This window comes from uncultured Bifidobacterium sp. (genome assembly GCF_949292005.1).
Classification (GTDB): domain Bacteria; phylum Actinomycetota; class Actinomycetes; order Actinomycetales; family Bifidobacteriaceae; genus Bifidobacterium.
On record NZ_CASEXV010000080.1, the window covers coordinates 1 to 15,910 of the forward strand.

Here is a 15,910-nt window from a genome sequence, read left to right on the forward strand (position 1 = left end):
AGCGTGCGTGACGGCCGCGCGCCAAGATTGTCGGAATTCGAGATGAAGAGATACGACATGCCCTGCTTCTGCAGGATGTCCAGCAACCCCGACTCCCATATCGTCGCGAACAGGTCTCCATGTCCGGGAGGGCACCATTCGAGCTGACGATCTTTTTCGTACGAGACGGGAAGCCCTGTGTCCTCCACGATCCTTGGTTCCCGGTGCTGAATGATCTCGCATGGGATCGTGTCCTGAACGAAATAGCGGTTCCGTGATATCCGGCGCATCGTGTCCCGCGAGGTGCGGAAAGAGTTCATCAAGGTCAGGGGCAGTGGGACGTCGAGGCGGCGGCGCGCCATTACGACCTGTCCCAGAATGATGTCCAGGAATCGCATCTGACGTGCCTTGTGACGTCTGACGGGCAGCAGTGATTTGGCCTGCTCGAGTCCCATGGAGGTGCCAAGACCGCCGTTGAGCTTGAGGAAAGCCGTTCTGGAGAACGCCTCGACCGCCTTGTCGTGGTTGATCGTCTCGTAGACGTCATGAAAACTGGGAACGTGGACGAGTGGCTCCACGTCATCCTCGATGATCGTCGTCTCCTCGCCTCCGGCGCGCCAGATATCGTACATCCTCTTGAACTGGGCGATGGCGACATCCCCCATGGACGCGTCCCTCATCTTCTCCTCGGACACCTTGAACTCGTCCGCCATGTGGACTCCTCTCGTCTCCCGTGCCGGTTCGTTGGATGATCCAATCCATGCAGACTATCGGACGATCTCCCGTGAACATTCCACGGACCATATATGCAAATGACCGGCGGGAGAACGCCGGTCATATGGTGAAGTCGGGCCGGCGGGATTTGAACCCGCGACCCCTTGACCCCCAGTCAAGTGCGCTACCAAACTGCGCTACGGCCCGATGGTGCACCAAGCACCGAGAGGAGACGATAGCACACTCAGGCGGCCGCCTCAACCCGCCGCGCGTATCGTGTCGTTGACAAAACGGATGCGCCGGAGGGTCGGGACGGTCATCGCCGGCGTTTCTGCCGGACCGTGACGGAGATCTGCACAGGGCTGCCCTCGAAGCCGAACTTCTCGCGTAGGGACCTTTCGATGAAGCGCCGATAGCCATGCTCAAGAAACCCGGTGGCGAAGATGACGAAGCGTGGAGGACGGGTCGATGCCTGCGTGGCAAACAGGATGCGCGGCTGCTTCCCTCCACGTAGAGGGTGGGGATGGGCTGACTGGATCTGTCCGAGGAACGCGTTGAGCCTTCCTGTGGGAACGCGCTGGTCCCACGACCGCAGTGCCGCGCGCATGGCGTCGGCAAGCCGGTTCGTGTGCCATCCGGTTTTGGCGGAAAGATTCACCCGCCTGGCCCAGGTGACGCGGTCGAACTCCGTCTTCCAGAGCCGCTCGACGCGCTGCCTGACGAACTCGTCGGCCAGATCCCACTTGTTGAACACGAGCACCACCGCGCGCCCCGCATCAACGGCCTGGCTCATGACCTTGAGGTCCTGGTCGGATATCGGCTGGGACGCGTCGAACAGGACAAGAACCAGTTCCGCCCGCTCTATCGCCGCAGCGGTGCGCAGAGAGGAATAGTATTCCGCCCCGCTGAGCTTATGCTGCCGACGTCTGATGCCTGCGGTGTCGATGAAGAGCCAGTCCTCGCCATCGATGTTCACGATGTCGTCGACGGGATCCCTGGTGGTCCCCGCCATCTCATTGACGACGGAACGCTCGCTATGGGACATCTGATTAAGCAGCGAGGACTTGCCCACATTCGGTCTGCCCACCAGGGCGACGCGGCGAAGACTCGACGGAGTCAGACGTCCCGACGTGGTTTCGGCCTTCTTCAACGCCGAGATCGAGGCGTCAAGAAGCTCCCCGATGCCCCGTCCATGCATGGCGGAGATTCCATAGGGTTGCCCCAGACCAAGCTTCCAGAAATCGGCGGTCATATACTCGGCGGACTGACCGTCGATTTTGTTCACCGCAAGAGTGACGCTTTTCCCGGATGATCGAAGCATGGAGACGATGCGCTCGTCCGTGCCGGTGACTCCCACTTGACCATCGACGACCAGAACGACGGTGTCGGCCAGATCGACCGCGATCCGGGCCTGATCGGCCACGGCGGAATCAATGCCCTCGACGCCGCTTTCCCATCCGCCGGTGTCCACGAGGCGGAAATCCGTTCCCGCCCATTCGGCGTCATAGCTCACGCGATCCCGGGTCACACCAGGAACATCCTCCACCACGGCCACACGTCGTCCGAGGATGCGGTTAACCAATGTGGATTTGCCGACGTTCGGTCTGCCGACGATAGCGATGACGCCAACAGGGGCTTCCCTGCCGTTGGCGTCATCGTCGTCCGATCCGCGGTCGTCGAGCAGCTGGCGATCCTCATCCTCCAACTCGTAATCATCGAGGTTGGCGGCGTATAGATCATAGTTCTGCTTCTCGATGGCCGAGTCGACAAGCGCGATTATGGCGTCAAGGGTCTCCCTGAGCGTCATATCCGAATTGTCGATCGTCACCACTCCGTCGGCGGCCGTGCGAAAACTTGTGACGGCGGAATCCGCACGGTCTCGCGCAGCGACGTTATCGTTGCCCACGCCGGCTGCGCTTTGTCCGCTTCGTCGAGCCTGACGCACATCCTCGCGTGCGGTGAGGAGGATGCGGACCTCGGCGTCCGGAGCGACGACCGTGGTGATGTCGCGCCCCTCCACGACGATTCCCGTTCCATGAGAGAACGAGTCCGGAGCTGACTCCTGAGCGATGATGGCCCGCTGGGCGGCGATGAGGACATGCCGCACGGGGATGATCGAGGACACGGATGAGACATGCGATGACACGGTCGCGGATCGAATCTCATCACGGATGTCCAGCCCATCGCAGGACACTGTGGGGTTCTCCGCATTCACGCCGAATTCCGCGTGTCCATTGGTGAAGAACTCCCCCACCGACTCCGTGATGGCCTGCTCATCTAGATTGTCCGCGTCAAGATTCATCCCCTGATGGAGGCACCACCATGCGCAGGCGCGGTACATTGCCCCCGTGTCAAGGTAGGCGTACCCGTAATGGCTCGCGATTTCCCGTGATGTGGACGATTTCCCCACTCCGGCTGGCCCATCGATGGCGACGCGGATCACAGACCCACCTCCTTGGAGAGCGACCTCACCTCGGTCTGGGACAAAACGCGGTAGGCGCCAGGTTTGATGTCGCCCAGTCGAATCGGTCCGATCTGCGTGCGGACGAGACGACGCACGGGGAAGCCGACCGCGGCGAACACCCTCCTGACGATCCTGTTCCTTCCGGAATGCAGAACGACCTTGACGATCGTCGAATCCCTGCTGGAATCGATGATCGCGCATCTGTCGAAGGATATGTGCCCATCCTCGAGCTGGACGCCCTGAGTCACAAGGCGATGGCACACATTGCCGCCGATATGGCCATCGATGGTCGCTATATACGTTTTGGCGACCTCGTATCTGGGATGCATCACATGCTGGCTCAGCTCCCCGTCGTTGGTCATGAGGATCAGCCCCTCGGAGTCGTAGTCCAGCCGGCCCATGTGGAATATCCGCTCGTAGCGGTCACCAACGATGTCGCGCAGCGTGAACCGTCCCTTGGGGTCGTCCATCGTGCTGAGAACCTTGCGCGGCTTGTTCAGCGCCAGCGTTATATGGTGTCCTCCAAAGCGGACGCGTGAGCCGTCAACGCGAACCTTCTGACGCTCGGGGTCGACCCTTGTTCCGAGTTCCGTGACGAGTTCGCCGTCGACCTCGACGCGTCCCTCCGTGATGAGCTGCTCGCATTTGCGTCGCGAGCCGAATCCGGCCTGCGCAAGAAGCTTCTGGAGGCGCACCCCGTCGCCGCTCGGGCGATGGGATGAGGATGTGGGACGATTCGAATCGTCCCGGTTGGAATCGTTGTGATCGGATCTATCGCGATCATCGAAGGTATGTGAGTCTGGCATCGTTCTCCCAACGTGGCCGGTGGTGCGTCCGCGGGGCTGACTTCCTCGAGCATGGTTTCCGCGGCTTGTCGCGCAGGACGTTCACTGCGCATACAAGGTGACAATGGTACCGCATTGTGAGGATGGACTGGTACACTGACAGCGTTCCGCGGGGTTCCGCGGCTAACAAGACAAGGATCGTCATGAACAATTGCATATCCAAGGGGCAGCGAGTCGTGTCCTATCCGTTGGGACTCCGTATCGCAGCAGAATTCGTCTCAAGTCTGGTGGTCTGCTTCGCCATCTACGCCATCAGCACCTTGGGAACCGCCATGTATGGCGTGAATATGGCCTTTATAGCCGTGGCGACCGGATTGGCCTATATGGCGGCGATCGTCGTTTTCGGCCGTGTGTCCGGAGCGCAGGTGAACCCGGCGGTCACCATCACCGCCATGCTGGTGGGCCGCACCGGTCTCGTTGATGGAATCACCTACATCGTCGCGCAGATCGTCGGCGCCATCGCCGCGGGTGCCGCGATCGTCAAGCTGCTGCCAACGTCATCGACGCTGACTGCGAAGATCTGGCTCACCCCGGCCGTGAACGGCTTCGACAACGGATCCGTGTCATATTCCACCCTCAGCAGCGTGAGCGTTACTTTCAGCATCGTGCTTGCCGTGGTGGTCGAACTTGTCGGAGCGCTTATCGTGGTGTCCGCCGTTGTGAGGTCCATGGACGATGATGGGCGTATCTGCCCGTCACGTGCAGGCGGCGTGGCGGTGGCGTATGGCCTTGCCGCGGCAATCACCTATCCAGTGACCGGAACGGGTCTGAATCCCGCCCGTTCAACGGGTATCGCCATCTTCGCCCAGAATCACAGTCTGTCGCAGGAGCCCCTTCAGCAGCTGTGGGTTTTCTGGGTATGCCCGGTGCTGGCTGCCGCGATTGTGGCGCTGGTTATGATCGTCTCTCAGATTCTTCTGAAGAATCAGGCTGCTTCGCCGACGATCGCCGGACTCGCTGGAGCGGATGCCTATGAGGGTGATGTGGCTTCCGGCTCAGCCGTGGAGCCTGATGGCGATGTACAGGATGACGAGGCCGATGGCCAGAGCGATTCCGATGATGGAGTCAAAGCGAACTGAACGAACCTTCCACGGGCTCCGTTCACGCAGCGCGATGCGCAATGACGCACACACGATGGAGGCCACGGCGAACACTGCCGTGGCCTCCATCGTCATTCCGAGAAAGCCAAGAACGGTCGCCACTGTGGCCGTGAGCACCACCGCCCACTCGAACCATGGTGATCCCTCGTGAGACTCGGTCACAAAAGGATGGTTTCTATCATTCATGGTGGTCACTGATCTTTCCGACGCTTCTGGCATAGCGTTCCCGCACTTCCGTACTGGATGATGCGCGGCCCATGCCACGTCCCATGCTAACAGCCCGCCGCCACGGACAGGATTTCCCGCGAAGGCGGTCTGTCGCAGCGCTGCCGACAAGCGTTGCGACGTACAACAGGCAGAGCGGGTGAGTGCCAGCTCCGACGGACCTTAATGGAAGAAATGCCGTGTTCCGGTCAGATACATGGTCACGTTTTGCGATTTGGCGGCTTCGATGACCTCCGCGTCCCGGATGGATCCTCCGGGTTGCACGATCGCGCTGACTCCCGCATCCACAAGAATCTGTGGCCCGTCGGCGAAGGGGAAGAAAGCGTCGGACGCCGCCACCGAACCATTGGCCCTGTTCTCTTCCTTGGCGAGTGTGTTGGCCCGTTCGACCGCGAGATTGCATGAATCCACGCGATTGACCTGGCCCATCCCGATGCCTACGGTGGCCTGGTCATGCGCCAGAAGGATGGCATTGGATTTGACGCAGCGAATCGCCCGCCATGCGAACACCAGATCGTTCATGGTGGAGTCGTCCGCGGGATTTCCGGACACAAGTGTCCATGAGTTTGGATCGTCGCCGGGAGCGTCGATGAGATCTGTCGATTGAACCAGGATGCCCCCGTCGATCGCGCGAATCTGCCTCGTCGAGTGCGGAGGTTCGGCGACTCGGAGGATGCGTAGATTCTTCTTGTGCTGCCGTAGGTAAGCCAAGGCGTCTGGATCGTAATCAGGAGCCACGATGACCTCGGTGAAGATGGGGCGGACTCCTTCGGCCATCTCCATCGTAACCGGGGCGTTGGCTGCGATCACTCCACCGTATGCGCTGAGCGGATCGCAGGCGTGGGCTTTCCGGTGAGCTTCGGCGACGTTGGCCCCCAAGGCGAGGCCGCAGGGGTTGTTGTGTTTCACGACGGCCACGGCGATGGACGGGGCGAAGTCCCATACCGCTCTCCATGCGGCGTCGGCATCGACGTAGTTGTTGTAGCTCATCGGCTTTCCGCCGAGCTGCTCTGCCTCGGCGAAGCCCTTGGGATTGAGTGTGTCGTGGTATAGGGCGGCGCTTTGATGAGGATTCTCCCCGTACCGAAGTTCATGGGATTTGCGCCATGTGCGCGTAAGAAGACGGGGGAAGTCCTCCGCGTCGTCACTGGTCGATTCGTTCGGGGTGTCCTCGATGCTGTCGGGACGCGTCCACCGAGCAGATGTCCATTCGATGATGCTGGCGTCATAGGATGCCGTCATGGAGAAAGCCTCCGATGCGAGCCATCGGCGCTCCTCGAGCGTGAATCCGGTTCCGTCCGCCACCCGTCGAGCCACAAGCGCATAGTCCCGGGGATTGGTGACGACCGCGACCGACGCACTGTTCTTCGCGGCGGCGCGGATCATGGCCGGACCCCCGATGTCGATCTTCTCTATGCAGTCCGGCTCGTCCGCTCCCGACAGCACGGTGTCGGCGAAGGGATAGAGGTTGACGACCACAAGGTCGAAGGGCTTGATGTTCAGCCCGCGCAGTTGCGAGATGTGCCCGGGGTTCGTCATATCCGCGAGGATCCCCGCGTGGATATGCGGATCCAGGGTTTTGACACGGCCATCCAGACTTTCGGGGAAGCCCGTCACCTCGCTGACCTCGGTGACGTTCACACCGAAGGAGGCAAGCGCCTTGGCCGTGGAGCCCGTGGAAACGACCTCGACGGAGGCGCTTACGAAGGCCTTGGCCAGAACGTCCAGTCCGTCCTTGTGGTAGACGGACACCAATGCCCGTCGAATCGGTCGGCTATCTGTTGTCATCGTTCTCCTCCTTGGTTGATGGTGTCGTCGAGGCGACAACGCGCGGGGATTCCTCAGCCCTTTCCCTGCGCGCGGTCGCAACGTGTGTGTGGGTGTGAATCGCGTCCCATGCCCAGCGAACGGCGAATATGGCGCAGAACACGAGGAGGACAAGCAGCCAGGCCGCCAACATTCCCCATATGGTTCCGCGTGTGACGCTTCTCGTCGCATCGGCCACGTCCACTCCGACGTGACTGAGCCGCCGTGTTCCCAGCGATCCGTTCGACAGCGCGAAAAGGGCGCTGCATCCGAGTGATATTCCGGCCGCGCTGATGATAACCGACACCACGGGGAACAGCGCGCATGGAAGGAAGGCGAGGAACTCCTGGGGATCGTTGGAGAAATCGGGTCGAAGATGGAACCCTTTGTTCACGACGAGCGCGGCCGACATGGTCAGGAATCCCAAAGCCGCTGGAATAAGAAGCAACGCCATTCGCAGTCCATCCGATCCTATGGGGTCGGGAAGCACGCCGAAAAGAGGTATGGGAGGCAGGGATGAGGAATGTCCCTCCCACAAGGTGAACGTCGACGACGATCCGATGGAGAATCCCGACCCGGACACCCACGACAACCCCCACAACCACAGATTGGGGAGCCATGACATCGTGCAGATCGTCGTCAGAATCCTGGATCCGGATTTCATGTCCAGCAAAGTAAATAGGGTCTCCATACCGGAATGGTTGCGGATGATCCATGTGGTGGTGACGATGAAGCCCACGCCAATCGATAGACAGATGATGATGACCGACATCTGCAGACCTATTCGCACCATCCTTCGCACCGATGGGGGAATCACATGCCGTATGGCTCCCGATGCCCGTGTGACGAGATCCGGGTGTCCCTGAAAAAAGCCCAGAAGATAGCCGAGCGTGAAAACCAACAGCGTTTTGAGGATGATGAGCCAGACCTGCCCATGGAGCGTGACCTCCACTCCTTGGGTGAACACCCATGACGCCGCGGCCCAAGTGGCGCCACCGCTGATGTAGCCGGGCAGCGATGTGCCCAGACGGTTGGCCAGAGCCGCTATGAGCCCGATGAGAATGGCCGACAGGAGAAGTGGAACGAGTGTGATGGTGACCGAGCCCCAGGTGATTCCCACACCCTGCGTCTGAAGGACGACCGCCTGCATAAGGGGAAGCGACGACTGGGATATCTCTCCCTCGCCCTCCTCCATGGAGATAACGAGAAGCGTGAGGGCGACGAACAGGCCGATTGCCAGGGAATAGAGCAGCAGCGAGCACAGGGAGACGAGGATTCCGCTGAGAACAGGTCGGATGCGATGCCTCACTGCCATTCCTATCGCGACGTTTTCTGGGAGATGACGGATCTCATAATCGCCGCGGCCTGCGCCGGGGTCGATCCCACAGGAATCCCACAATCCTCCAATGTTCGCTTCTTATCCTGCGCGGTGCCCTTCCCTTGGGAGACTATGGCCCCGGCGTGGCCCATCTGCCGTCCCTCGGGCGCGGTGAATCCCGCGATATACGCGACGACGGGCTTGGTCATGTTGCGCTTGGCCCACATGGCGGCCTCTTCTTCGGCATTGCCGCCGATCTCGCCGATCATCATCACAGCCGATGTTCGCGGATCTGCCTCGAACTGCTCCAGGGCTTCCTGAAGGGTGGTTCCGACTATGGGATCTCCTCCGGCGCCCAGACAGGCCGTGAATCCGATGTCGGACAGCTCTCCCATGAGTTGATAGGTCAACGTTCCCGATTTCGACACAAGGCCCAGTGGTCCGTATGAGACGATGCCATCGGGGATGATGCCGAGGTTCACTCCGGGATGCTCGGGCGAGGACGACAGCGTGACCAGTCCGGGACAGTTGGGGCCGACTATCCGTGCCCCGCGGCGCATGGCCAGTTCCACGGCGTAGGCCGTGTCTGCGACGGGAATTCCCTCGGTGATTACGACGATCAGAGACATTCCAGCCTCGATGGCCTCGATCATCGCATCCTTCGCGAACCGCGGCGGCACGAAGATGACCGATGTCCTCGCTCCAGTCGAGCGTCGCGCCGCCGCGCAGTCGGCGAACACCGGCACGTGGGCGTCCTGGCCATCAGCGGCATGAGGGAACTCAACCACCGATCCCGCCTTGCGTGGATTGACGCCGCCGACCACCCGTGTGCCGGCGAGAAGCATTCTCCGTGTGTGAAGCATCCCCTGGTGTCCGGTCATTCCCTGAACGATGACCGGTGCTCCATCCTCTACGAAAACACTCACTTCCGATCCTCCTCAACGGCCGCTTCCGCGGCCATCGCCGCGGCCTTCTCCATCGTGGGGCAGACCGATATGCATGGATTAGACGCCCTGTCGAGAATGGCCAGACCTTCCGAGGCCTCGTTTCCGTCGAAGCGCACGATGATGGGCATGTGGGAGTCCAGAGCGTCCACGGCGCTGAGAATGCCCTCGGCGACGACGCGGCAGGATGTTATCCCTCCGTAGACGTTGATGAGAACCGATCGCACCTGCGGGTCGGAGAGCACAATGGACAGGCTGTCTCGCATTACTGAAGCGGACGCGCCGCCCCCTATATCCAGGAAATTGGCCGGCTTGACCCCGGTTCCCTGTGACTCGCCCGCTCCGGAGACGGCGTCGAGCGAACTCATCACAAGGCCAGCCCCGTTGCCGATAACGCCGACCTGACCATGAAGATGGACGTAATGGAGGCCGAGCGCCTTGGCTCTTTCCTCAAAGGGGTCATGCCTCCCTGTGTCCGTGAACCGCGACCATCCATCGTGACGGAACGCCGCGTTCCCATCAAGGGAGATTTTCGCGTCCAACGCGCAAAGGGACTTCGAGGATTCGTCGTCGGGATCTCCGATCTTGGCCAAAGGATTGATCTCGACCAGAGTCGCATCGTTCTCGGTGAAGCATCGCCACATCCGTAGAAGGATGTCGGCCGCCTGATCGATGTCCGCATGATAGAAACCGATGCTTGCCGCCATCGATCGTGCCGCCGATTCGTCGAAGTCATCGAGGGCCTCGATGTGGAGGCGTTTGACGGATTCGGGGTTGCGCCGTGCGACCTCCTCGACCTCGGTGCCGCCGTTCGCCGTGGCGAGGACGTCGAAGTCGCGCGACGAGCGATCGACGGAAATCGAGACGTAGTACTCATGCAGGATGTTTTTGGCCTCCGCGACAAGCACGCCATTGACGTCGTGCCCGTGGATGCTCATGGGGAGGATACGGCGCGCGAGATCTCTGGCCTCGCCCTCATTATGGGCGACTTTGACGGCCCCGGCCTGTCCCCGATGGCCTATGGTCGCCTGCCCCTTGATCACGCAGGGGAATCCGATGCGTGCGGCTGCGTCCGCGGCCTCGTCGGCCGTGGTGACATATTCGCCACGAGGAAGGGCTATCCCCTGTTCGGCCAGAAGCTCACGTGCCTGATACTCGTATAGATCCATCCCAAGCAATTCCTTCCCGTACGCGTCGTCAGGCCGGCATGGTGAGCAGCGAGCTCGTCGGATGGTCTCCCAACGCGGCAACCCCGTCAAGACCATCAAGCTCCATGACGAAGCTGAAGCCAGCCACTGTCCCGCCGCATGATTCGATCAGATCGGCCGCGGCCTTGGCCGTTCCACCAGTGGCGATAAGGTCGTCCACAATCAGAACTCGCTCCCCTGGGCTGATCGCATCCTGCTCTATCTCGATTTTCTGCGTCCCGTACTCAAGCGTGTATTCCTCGCTGATGGTGTCCGGCGGGAGCTTTCCAGCCTTCCTCACCGCGATGAATCCCTTGCCGAGGCGCGAGGCCAGGGCCGGGCCAAAAAGAAAGCCGCGGGCCTCAAGGCCAGCTATGGAGTCAAAGAATTCGGGATCCGTGGGGAGGGCTTCCTCCAAGGCGTTGATCATGATGCGCAATCCCCGTGGATCCGCCAGAACCGGTATAAAATCGCGGAAAAGAATGCCCTTCTTGGGGAAGTCCGGTATGGACCGAATCAACGACACCAGATATTCGGCGTCATTCTGTCCAACCTTCTCCAATTTGTCGATGCTGATGTCACCGTGCGTCATTCGCTGTTCATCCTTGTGGTTGATGGGAACACAGGTCGGTCGCATCCAGTGCCCGACCTCCGGACCGTTAAAGCTTGGCGTCTTCCGAATCGGATTCGGGGGCGCTCTCAGCGATCGCGTCGTCGGCGTCATCATCACCAGACTGACCAGACTGATTCTGTGTGGACTGGCTCGGTGTGGTTGTGGCGTCGACGTCCGCCGTGTCGAGGGAGCCATCCGCCGTGTTCGTCTGATCGCTCTGTTCGGCGTTCGCCGATGGAAGTGGGTTGCCCTGTGCATCCACCTCGGAATCGGGGATGAATGCCGGCCTTAGATAGGATTTGTGAATCGCGCGGAAGGCCACCCGGATCTGCGACCCCTCGGAGTCGAGGACGATCTCCTGGTATTGCGTGTCGACCGAGACCACCTTGCCGATGATTCCACCGATGGTGATGACCTCCTCGCCGGGCTGGAGGTTGCTGCGAAAGTCCTCCGCTTGTTTCTGCTGCTGGCGGGTCTTGCGCGACGACCACCACATCATGCCACCGAAAAGGACGATGACGATCACAAAGAAGAACAACTGCTGACCCTGATCCACTGAAGGAACTCCTCGATGAAGGGGATGTCTTCGACAACATCCGACGACCATATGTTAGATGTTCTTGCTGACATCACCGTCCGTGGCTTTTCGGGAAAGCCCTAGATGACGCCAAGCCTTGTCGGTCGCGACGCGCCCTTTCGGCGTGCGTATGAGGAACGCCTCGCGGACGAGATATGGCTCGCACACCGTCTCAACCGTCTCGGACTCCTCCCCCACCATCGCGGCCAGATTGTTGAGGCCGACGGGACCGCCGTTGAAGTTCGTGACGATCGCCCGGAGCACGGCCAGGTCCAGTCGATCAAGGCCCTCGGAGTCGATCTGGTAGAGCGCCAGTGCGTCGTGCACCGCATGGGAGTCGACGGATGGCAGGGCGTGGACGGTTGCCCAGTCGCGAACCCTTCGCAGAAGCCTGTTCGCGATGCGCGGTGTCCCTCGGGAACGCAGCGAAAGCTCTTTGGCGGCGCCTTCGTCGAGCGTGATTCCCAACACGCCCGCTGAACGCTCGATAAGCCGCTCAAGCTCATCATGGGGGTAGAAGTCCAGATGAGCGGTGAATCCGAAGCGCGCGCGGAGAGGAGAGGGGAGCATTCCCTCGCGGGTCGTAGCTCCGATGACCGTGAAACGTGGGAGCGTGAGCGGGATCGACGAGGCCCCTGGTCCCTTGCCGACCATGACGTCGACTCGGAAATCCTCCATCGCGATGTAGAGAAGCTCTTCCGCCGCGCGGGGAAGCCGGTGGATCTCGTCGATGAACAGCACCTCTCCGGTCTCCAGGGAGCTGAGGATCGATGCGAGGTCGCCGGCGTGCTGGATGGCTGGACCGGATGTCACTCGAATGGGGACCTCAAGCTCGTTCGAGACGATCATGGCCAGAGTGGTTTTGCCCAGTCCCGGAGGCCCGGCAAGAAGTATGTGGTCGGGGGGCACATCGCGCATGCGCGCCGCATCAAGGAAAAGCTGCAGCTGCGCCTTCAATCTGGGCTGACCGATGAACCCGTCAAGATGATGGGGACGCAGCTCCTCGTCGCTGACGGGGTCGTTGTCCTGCGGCTCCGACGACACCATCTTCAGTGACTCCTCGTTGGCGCCCGAGTTCTCGTGAGCGTTCACCATGCTTTATCGTCCCCTATCCATGAGAGACAAGGCCGTCCGCAGCAGCTGCGCGACATCGTCCGTTCCGGGTTCCGCGGCGTGAGCGGCGGTGTGGGCGTCACGCGCCCTTCGCGCGGCGGTGGCGGAATCCTGCTCGTTCCATCCCAGAGACATCAGCCCCTGGATAACCATGCCGAGGGGTGAATCGTCGGTTGCGGACGCGTCTTCCGAGGGATCGTCGGTTGCGGCGCGCGCCATCTCCGGGGAAAGGGCTCCACGTAATTCGAGGATGATCTTCTGCGCGCCTTTGCGACCTAGTCCCGGAGCGCGGGACAGTGACGCGACGTCGCCGTCCACGATGGCCTTCGCGAGATCCTCCGGACCCAACGTCGACAGAAGGGACAGCGCCACCTTAGGGCCTATCCCGCTCGTCTTCTGCAGTTGCGTGAACAGTCGCCGCGACGAGTGTCGGAGAAAGCCATACAGTGCTGCCTGATCCTGGGACATGCTCATAACGGTGAAGACGCGAGCGGGTCTGCCGGCACGCAATGTCGCGATATCGGACGACGGCATGCGCACATCGAAACCTATTCCCGAGGGAAGCTCGATAAGAGCGGTGTCGGCATCCACGGATTCGACGGTTCCCGACAGCAAGCCGATCATGTCTCCCCCTTACAGTTCCTGTGATCACTGAAACATCCGTGATGTCGGCACCGGTCGACGCGGTTCCTCATCGTAGGCAATCCGAACATCCCAGCATTCGAACATCTGTTCGATATGATACTACATGCCCCGGTCCCCGTTGGTCCGGCGTCGTTTGCTCTTCTGCGCCGCCAACGCCCACTGGCGTTGCGCCGCGGTGAGATGCTCCTCCCTTTCCCCTCCTTGGAGGGCTCCGGCCGGACGCAGCGCATGGCAGATCGCCAAGGCCAAAGCGTCCGCGGCATCCGCGGGAGTGGGCATCTCGTTGAGATTGAGGAACCTCATGACCATGCGCTCGACCTGGACCTTCTGTGCCTTGCCGTTGCCGGTTATGGCGAGCTTCGCCTCGGTCGGGGTGTGAAGAGCCACAGGAATTCCGCGTTGCGCGGCCGCGAGCATGGCCAGACCCGCCGCCTGTGCGGTTCCAAGAACGGTGTTGTGGTTGTCCTGCGCGAAAACGCGCTCGATCGACACCGCGTCCGGGGCGAAACGGTCCAGCTTCGCGGACAATCCGTTGTAGATGGCGAGAAGGCGCAGATCCTGCGATAAATGGGGGTCGGAGCGGACCACGTCCACGTGGATAAAAGAAAGCCGGCGGGAACCGCCGGCCTCCACGACGCCGACCCCACAACGCGTGAGGCCGGGGTCGACACCAAGAATGATCACGAGGATCAATCCTCCTGCGCCAGCTGGGCCATCACCTCGTCCGATGCGGTCCAATTGCTGTAGATGTTCTGCACGTCATCAAGATCGTCGAGGTTGTCGATCATGCGTGAGACCTTCTGGGCGTCCTCAAGTGAAAGCTCGACCTCGGTTTTCGGCATCATGACCAGATCGGCAGAATCATAGTCGATGCCCTCCGACTGCAAAGCCTTGCGGACCTCAATCATGTCGGACGGATCTGTGACGATGGTGAACTCCTCGCCATCGTTGATGACATCCTCCGCCCCAGCCTCGGCCGCCTTCTCGAAGAGGTCGTCGAAGTCCAGCCCCTCGGCGGGTACGACGATCTGTCCTTTGCGCGCGAAGTTGAAGCTCACGGAACCGCTTGTGGCCAAGGACCCGTTTCCCTTCGTCAGGGTTGAGCGGACCTCCGCGGCGGCGCGGTTGCGGTTGTCGGTCAGACACTCGATGATCAGCCCCACGCCTGCGGGCGCATAGCCTTCATACACGATGTCCTCGTAGTTGGCGGCACCCGCCTCCTCCCCGGATCCGCGCTTCACCGCGCGCTTGATGTTGTCGGCCGGCATGGAGGCCTTTTTGGCCTTGACGATGGCGTCATACAGGGTCGGATTACCGTCGGGGTCTCCCCCGCCCATGCGCGCGGCGATCTCGATGTTCTTGATCAGCTTGGCGAACAGCTTGCCACGCTTCGCGTCGATGGCGGCCTTCTTATGCTTGGTGGTCGCCCACTTGGAATGCCCTGACATATTGCTCCTAGCAGGTAGCGTATACGGGAAACGACATGATTCTAGAGCGCTCAGCCGACAAGGGGGGCGTTGCCGGCCATCCCGTGTTCGGCAGCCATGCGGGAACGGACCTCGTGGACGCGTTGGACGACGGTGATCGTTCCCAGAATTGCCAGAAGAACCATCGCGATGGTGAGAATGATGTCTTGTCCGGCTATTCCCGACACCCCCATCCCCACCAGGATGATGACGAGCCTGTCGGAACGGGTGGCTATTCCGTTCCTGGCCTCGAAGCCGACGGATTCCGCGCGGGCGCGGGCGTATGAGGTCACGAAAGACGTCATGGTCGAATACAGCGCTGCGAGGATGCCTATCCAGGCGACGAGCGACGATCCGCGAATCGATGAGGCGGATGACGACCAGGACGTGTGGAGGAGAAAATAGAGCACCACACTCGTCAGAACCGCCCAATCCGCGATCCTGTCGAGAGTCGAATCAAGGAACGCGCCAAAGGGTGTCCCTCCGGTGGTCAGCGCGGCGACCGATCCATCCAGTGAATCGAAGACGACGAACAACGTCATCACCAGGGCCCCCACGAACAGCCAGCCGGATATTCCCGTGACTATGGCGGCGATAATCGTTCCCACAGCGCCAATGATGGTCACGGCATCGGCGCTCAGACCCATGGCCACGATCGCGCGTGCGACCGGCGCTATGAGTCTTTTGAATGGTCCTCGGAGTCGTTCAAGCATTGAGTCATGTCCTTCCGCGTCACATTCCGTATCCGCGGAAGGACCCACATGCGTGGACCCCGCGGACATGGAATGTGACGCGTGGGTCTATTTGATGGCCGCCGCGAAATCCGCGTCGGAATTGATCTGGACTCGATTGCGGATAACACGCAGAATCCACTCGCGGGCATCGTCCACAGGAACCCCGTTGAGCTGGCTGCC

Annotated in this window: 15 protein-coding genes and 1 tRNA gene; 1 reads left to right on the forward strand and 15 read right to left on the reverse strand. The window is 61.1% G+C overall.

The genetic code is table 11. The features are described 5' to 3' along the window. The 4 genes from Q1X90_RS06080 to Q1X90_RS06095 form a co-directional block, all read right to left on the reverse strand. A partial coding sequence (locus Q1X90_RS06080; protein ID WP_300768074.1) for a UTP--glucose-1-phosphate uridylyltransferase occupies nucleotides 1-692 on the reverse strand: 692 nt, incomplete at its 3' end. Between the two features lie 134 nt (nucleotides 693-826). Further along, a tRNA-Pro gene (locus Q1X90_RS06085) sits at nucleotides 827-900 on the reverse strand. 109 nt (nucleotides 901-1,009) lie between these two features. Further along, a complete protein-coding gene (gene der, locus Q1X90_RS06090) occupies nucleotides 1,010-3,136 on the reverse strand; it encodes a bifunctional cytidylate kinase/GTPase Der (RefSeq protein ID WP_300768077.1) in 2,127 nt (708 codons plus the stop codon). Continuing rightward, nucleotides 3,133-3,963, reverse strand: a complete 831-nt coding sequence (locus tag Q1X90_RS06095) for a pseudouridine synthase (RefSeq protein WP_300768080.1) — start codon at nucleotides 3,961-3,963, stop codon at nucleotides 3,133-3,135. Before Q1X90_RS06095 ends, der begins: the two co-directional genes overlap by 4 nt. 182 nt (nucleotides 3,964-4,145) lie before the next feature. Between Q1X90_RS06095 and Q1X90_RS06100 the strand changes: the two genes are divergently transcribed. Next, nucleotides 4,146-5,081 (forward strand): aquaporin, encoded by a 936-nt coding sequence (locus tag Q1X90_RS06100; protein WP_300768082.1) that lies wholly within the window; start codon nucleotides 4,146-4,148, stop codon nucleotides 5,079-5,081. 408 nt (nucleotides 5,082-5,489) lie between these two features. Here the strand turns inward: Q1X90_RS06100 and purH are convergent, their stop codons facing one another. The 11 genes from purH to pgsA all read right to left on the reverse strand — a co-directional run bounded on the left by purH (nucleotide 5,490) and on the right by pgsA (nucleotide 15,709). After that, the gene (gene purH / locus Q1X90_RS06110; protein ID WP_300768087.1) at nucleotides 5,490-7,115 is read right to left on the reverse strand and encodes a bifunctional phosphoribosylaminoimidazolecarboxamide formyltransferase/IMP cyclohydrolase; all 1,626 of its coding nucleotides are present in this window, start codon (nucleotides 7,113-7,115) and stop codon (nucleotides 5,490-5,492) included. Then, entirely contained in the window at nucleotides 7,102-8,442 is a 1,341-nt protein-coding gene (locus tag Q1X90_RS06115) for a DUF6350 family protein (protein ID WP_300768090.1), read from the reverse strand. Before Q1X90_RS06115 ends, purH begins: the two co-directional genes overlap by 14 nt. An 8-nt stretch (nucleotides 8,443-8,450) precedes the next feature. Further along, the gene (sucD, locus tag Q1X90_RS06120) at nucleotides 8,451-9,377 is read right to left on the reverse strand and encodes a succinate--CoA ligase subunit alpha (protein WP_300768093.1); all 927 of its coding nucleotides are present in this window, start codon (nucleotides 9,375-9,377) and stop codon (nucleotides 8,451-8,453) included. After that, nucleotides 9,374-10,564 carry an ADP-forming succinate--CoA ligase subunit beta gene (gene sucC / locus Q1X90_RS06125; RefSeq protein ID WP_300768096.1) on the reverse strand — a complete coding sequence of 397 codons (1,191 nt, stop codon included), beginning with the start codon at nucleotides 10,562-10,564 and terminating at the stop codon, nucleotides 9,374-9,376. Before sucC ends, sucD begins: the two co-directional genes overlap by 4 nt. Before the next feature lie 28 nt (nucleotides 10,565-10,592). After that, nucleotides 10,593-11,174: an adenine phosphoribosyltransferase gene (locus tag Q1X90_RS06130; protein WP_300768098.1), complete on the reverse strand. Its 582-nt coding sequence runs from the start codon at nucleotides 11,172-11,174 to the stop codon at nucleotides 10,593-10,595. A 67-nt stretch (nucleotides 11,175-11,241) separates the two neighbouring features. Next, on the reverse strand, nucleotides 11,242-11,751 hold the full coding sequence (gene yajC, locus Q1X90_RS06135; RefSeq protein ID WP_300768100.1) for a preprotein translocase subunit YajC: 510 nt from the start codon (nucleotides 11,749-11,751) through the stop codon (nucleotides 11,242-11,244). A gap of 54 nt (nucleotides 11,752-11,805) precedes the next feature. Continuing rightward, complete coding sequence (gene ruvB, locus Q1X90_RS06140; RefSeq protein ID WP_300768103.1) at nucleotides 11,806-12,867, reverse strand: Holliday junction branch migration DNA helicase RuvB; 1,062 nt, start codon at nucleotides 12,865-12,867, stop codon at nucleotides 11,806-11,808. Between the two features lie 3 nt (nucleotides 12,868-12,870). Further along, nucleotides 12,871-13,509, reverse strand: coding sequence for a Holliday junction branch migration protein RuvA (gene ruvA / locus Q1X90_RS06145; RefSeq protein WP_300768106.1), 639 nt, complete (start codon nucleotides 13,507-13,509; stop codon nucleotides 12,871-12,873). A 120-nt stretch (nucleotides 13,510-13,629) separates the two neighbouring features. Then, entirely contained in the window at nucleotides 13,630-14,214 is a 585-nt protein-coding gene (gene ruvC / locus Q1X90_RS06150; RefSeq protein WP_300768108.1) for a crossover junction endodeoxyribonuclease RuvC, read from the reverse strand. Nucleotides 14,215-14,219: 5 nt separating this feature from the next. Beyond that, on the reverse strand, nucleotides 14,220-14,978 hold the full coding sequence (locus Q1X90_RS06155) for a YebC/PmpR family DNA-binding transcriptional regulator (protein WP_300768110.1): 759 nt from the start codon (nucleotides 14,976-14,978) through the stop codon (nucleotides 14,220-14,222). A gap of 50 nt (nucleotides 14,979-15,028) precedes the next feature. Next, complete coding sequence (gene pgsA / locus Q1X90_RS06160) at nucleotides 15,029-15,709, reverse strand: phosphatidylinositol phosphate synthase (RefSeq protein WP_300768113.1); 681 nt, start codon at nucleotides 15,707-15,709, stop codon at nucleotides 15,029-15,031. Between the last annotated feature and the right edge of the window lie 201 nt (nucleotides 15,710-15,910).